Source organism: 'Chrysanthemum coronarium' phytoplasma, assembly GCF_000744065.1.
GTDB classification, from domain to species: domain Bacteria; phylum Bacillota_I; class Bacilli_A; order Acholeplasmatales; family Acholeplasmataceae; genus Phytoplasma; species Phytoplasma asteris.
In genome coordinates this window covers 1-4,030 of record NZ_BBIY01000053.1, presented here as the reverse complement: position 1 = coordinate 4,030, position 4,030 = coordinate 1, and the positions used below count along the sequence as shown (strand labels likewise).

The 4,030-nt window shown below is 28.8% G+C and carries 3 protein-coding genes; all 3 read left to right on the top strand.

All coding sequences use genetic code 11. The features are described 5' to 3' along the window. The first annotated feature begins 132 nt into the window (after positions 1-132). The 3 genes from OYV_RS03020 to topA all read left to right on the top strand — a co-directional run bounded on the left by OYV_RS03020 (position 133) and on the right by topA (position 3,848). On the top strand, positions 133-897 hold the full coding sequence (locus OYV_RS03020; RefSeq protein ID WP_042068220.1) for a hypothetical protein: 765 nt from the start codon (positions 133-135) through the stop codon (positions 895-897). 29 nt (positions 898-926) lie between these two features. Next, entirely contained in the window at positions 927-1,814 is an 888-nt protein-coding gene (gene ylqF / locus OYV_RS03015) for a ribosome biogenesis GTPase YlqF (RefSeq protein WP_042068218.1), read from the top strand. A gap of 90 nt (positions 1,815-1,904) precedes the next feature. Then, a complete protein-coding gene (gene topA / locus OYV_RS03010; protein WP_042068216.1) occupies positions 1,905-3,848 on the top strand; it encodes a type I DNA topoisomerase in 1,944 nt (647 codons plus the stop codon). The last annotated feature ends 182 nt before the right edge of the window (positions 3,849-4,030 follow it).

The window sequence follows — 4,030 nt, the reverse complement described above, 5'->3', positions numbered from 1 at the left end:
TGTTTGTTAATTTTTTTGTTTGTTATATAATTATAGGTAGTTCATGTCATCTACATTTTGCCTTTATATAGTGTTTTGCGATTTGAATCCGTTTATAAAAATTATAAAAAATAAAAAAAGGATGATGATATTGTGTCTTTTTGGGAAAAATTTTTCAACATAACAAAACAATTTGCTTTTTTTAATACTTTCTTTATGGGTATTCTTTCTGGTGTTATTTTAAGCTCTTTTATTTATTGTCTTCTTTCTTTGCGTAGTGTGAAAAAAACTTTAGCAGCTCATAGACTAGAAAAAACAGATGTTAGTCAACAAGAAATAATTAAATTAATTGAAGCTAAGAAAAAAGATTTCAAAGAAAAAATGAAAAAAGATAAAGGAAATTTTGGGCATTTTTTGATAACTTCTATCCAAGAATTAATTTTAGAAATCTCAAGCCAATTTTATCCCAGCTCCAAATATCCCTATCTGGAACTTACCATTGATGAAAGTCTTATTTTGATTTTTTACATAAATCAAAGATTTGACAAAGTATTTCAAAACAAAATTTTGAGAATGTTTCGCAAAATGACTTTAAAAAGAATCTTTGTAATTAGAGAAATAGTTGTTAAAAAAAACATGATTCAAAAGTATCAAAAAGTTACCAAAGTAACTAATACTTTTAATAATATCAGAAATTTTTTCAATCCTTTTCATTGGTTTAAAAAAATAATTTTTGACAAACCCTTAGAACTTATTTATCATCAAATAGGAGTTTCTTTGATTGCAATTACAGGCGAAGAAGTTTATAAAATTTATAGTAAAAAGATTTTTGAAACTGAAGAAGACCTCGAAAAAGATCTACAAAAAGTTTTAGATACTATCTCTAAAGTAAGTGCAGATCAAAGCGAAAAAGAGTAATTTACTTAACAAAAGAAATAGGTTTAACAATGAAAACATTTAATTGGTTTCCTGGTCATATGAAAAAAACTTTTGACCAAATTAAAAATAATTTATCTTTGGTTGATATTGTTTTAGTAATTTTGGATGCAAGAATTCCTCTTTCAAGCCTCAATTCTCAAATTTTTTCTTTAATTAACCAACGCCAAAAACCCCTCCTTATTTTGCTAAATAAATTTTCTTTAACTGATCCTTGTAAAATCAATAATTTTATCGCTAATTATCACAAAAAACAAATTCCTGTTTTAACAATTGATGCTATCAAATCCCCTAAACTTCAAGAAATATATCAAAAAGCTTTAACAACAATCAAAGCCAAAAATCCCCTTTTTAAATCTAGAAGAATAGCAACCCAAACTCCCAACATTAAAGCTATGATTGTAGGAACTCCCAATGTTGGCAAATCAACTTTAATTAACAGTTTTGCCCAAAAAAAAGTTTTAAAAACAGCTAATTTAGCAGGCACTACCAAACGCATTCAATGGATTGACATTGCTAAACCCAATATCCAGTTTTTGGATACTCCAGGAGTTTTGTGGCACAATTTTTCTGATCCTCGCATAAGTTTGGCATTAGCACTTGCAGGCTGCTTTAAAGATTCCATTTTACCTTTAGAAAAATTAGGTATTCACGCACTTTGCTATCTTATAAAACATTATGGTACCAATTTGCAAAAACGCTTCAATTTAGACCAAAATGACTTATCTAACCCTAATTTAGTTGATATTATCGGACAAAAAAGAAATATTTATACTAAAAATCAAAAAGTTGATCAATCTAGAGTTTATCAAATGTTATTGCAAGAAATAAGGCAAGGTAACTTAGGGAAATTAAATTTTGACTTAGATGTTTTATCTCTCTTTGAAAAACTTTTCTAAAACCCAACCAACCACCAAACCAAAAAATAGAAACGCAAAACAATTAATTACCCAAACTAACCATATCTTTTAATTGAGGGAGCCCAAAAAATGAAATCAAAAGTTATTATAGTAGAATCTCCTGCTAAAACCAAAACTTTAAGCCGTTTTTTAAATGACGAATTTTTAATTTTATCTTCCAAAGGTCATATTAGAGATTTGTCGCTAAAAGGAAAAGACAGAATGGGAATTGACATCGAAAAAGGATTTATTCCTAAATACAGCATTATCAAAGAAAAAGACAATATCGTAGAAACTCTTATCCAAAAAACTAAAGGCAAAGAAGTGCTATTAGCAACCGATCCTGATCGCGAAGGAGAAGCAATTGCTTGGCATTTATCACAAATTCTTAATTTAGACCCCCAAAAAACTAATAGAATTGTTTTTCGAGAAATTACCAAAGAAGCAGTCTTAAAAGCTTTGCAACAACCTCGCAAAATCGATGAACTATTAGTGTTTTCACAAGAAACTCGCAGAATGCTAGACCGTATTATTGGGTTTAAACTGTCGCGTTTGGTAAGGAGACTCAAATCACAATCAGCAGGAAGAGTGCAATCAGTTGCCCTTAAATTAATTGTTGATTTAGAAGAAAAAATAAAAGCTTTTGTCCCTGAAGAATACTATATTATTACTGCTTTTTTTAAAGACTTTCAAGCAGAATACCAAAATCCTTACAAAGGCAAAACCAAAGCCAAAGAAGCTTTTAAAATTGTCCAACAAATCACAGATAAACCCTTTTTAGTTAAAGAATTAAAACAAAAAGAAGCCAAACAATCACCCAAACCACCCTTTATTACATCTACCCTGCAACAAGAAGCCATCAACAGCCTACATATGACTTCTAATCAAGTTATGAGGGTTGCTCAAAAACTTTATGAAGGAGTTGATATTTTAGGTGAATCTATAGGGTTAATTACTTATATGAGAACAGATTCGCAAAGACTTGCAGACAGCTTTGTTAAAGATGCTCAAAAATTAATTAAAACACAATATGGCAAAGAATATTTAGGCACTTACAAAACCAATAAAAAAACTCAGTCGCAAGACGCTCACGAAGCTATAAGACCCACTGATTTATCCAAAACGCCCGAAATCCTAGTCCCTCATCTTGATAAATACGAAAATAAACTCTATAAACTTATTTATCAAAGAACTTTGGCTTCTTTAATGACACCTGCCATATTTCAAAAAACCCAAGTTTTTTTTGAAGTTGCAAACCATCTTTTTTTAACTGAAGGTTTGATAAAAACTTTCGATGGCTATCAAAAAATTTTGCAAGATGGCACCAAAGACAAAATTATTCCTTCCTTTAAATTAAATGAAACTTATTTGCCTCAAGAAATCCAAAATTTACAAAAATTTACTAATCCTCCAGCACGCTTTTCTGAAGCCACTTTGATTAAAACTTTAGAAAAACTAAATATTGGAAGGCCTTCTACTTACTCTCAAATCATTTTTACCCTCAAAAAAAGAATTTATGTTGATTTAGTAGAAAAACGTTTTGTTCCTACCGAACAAGGAATTTTGACTGCTAAAAACTTAGAATTGTTTTTCAAACAAATTATTGATGTTAAATATACTGCCAAAATGGAAGAAAATTTAGATAAAATCTCTTCAGGATTAGTTAATAATAAAGAATTATTGCAAGAATTTTATGATGCTTTCAAACAACTTTATCAAATAGCCGATCAAAAATTAGAAAAACCAAAAGATATCGAAACCGATCAAAAATGTAATTTATGCAATGCCCCTTTACTCATTAAAAAAGGACGCTATGGTAATTTTTTAGGTTGCAGTCGCTTTCCTGAATGTAAAAATATTGTTTCTTTAAAAGAAAAATCAAGTTCTGTAGAAACAAATCCTTCTATGCAAACCGATCAAAAATGTAATTTATGCAATGCCCCTTTACTCATCAAAAAAGGACGCTATGGTAATTTTTTAGGTTGCAGTCGCTTTCCTGAATGTAAAAATATTGTTAAAATTAAAAAAACTTAAGTTTTTTCGATGAAAAACATAAAAAATTTATTTTATATTTACAATATTTTCAAGTCATTCATATAACAAAAAAGACTATCAATCGATAGTCTTTTTTAATTTATGAATTTATTTAAAACTTTTTGGTTGCTTTTCTTTTTTTAATTTATATACAAAACGAACACATACAAAAACCATAAACA

What these genes read in the sequence shown, in the direction of transcription:
- topA (WP_042068216.1), top strand. Translation starts at nt 1,905, where the DNA reads ATGAAATCAAAAGTTATTATAGTAGAATCTCCTGCTAAAACCAAAACT.
- ylqF (WP_042068218.1), top strand. Translation starts at nt 927, where the DNA reads ATGAAAACATTTAATTGGTTTCCTGGTCATATGAAAAAAACTTTTGAC.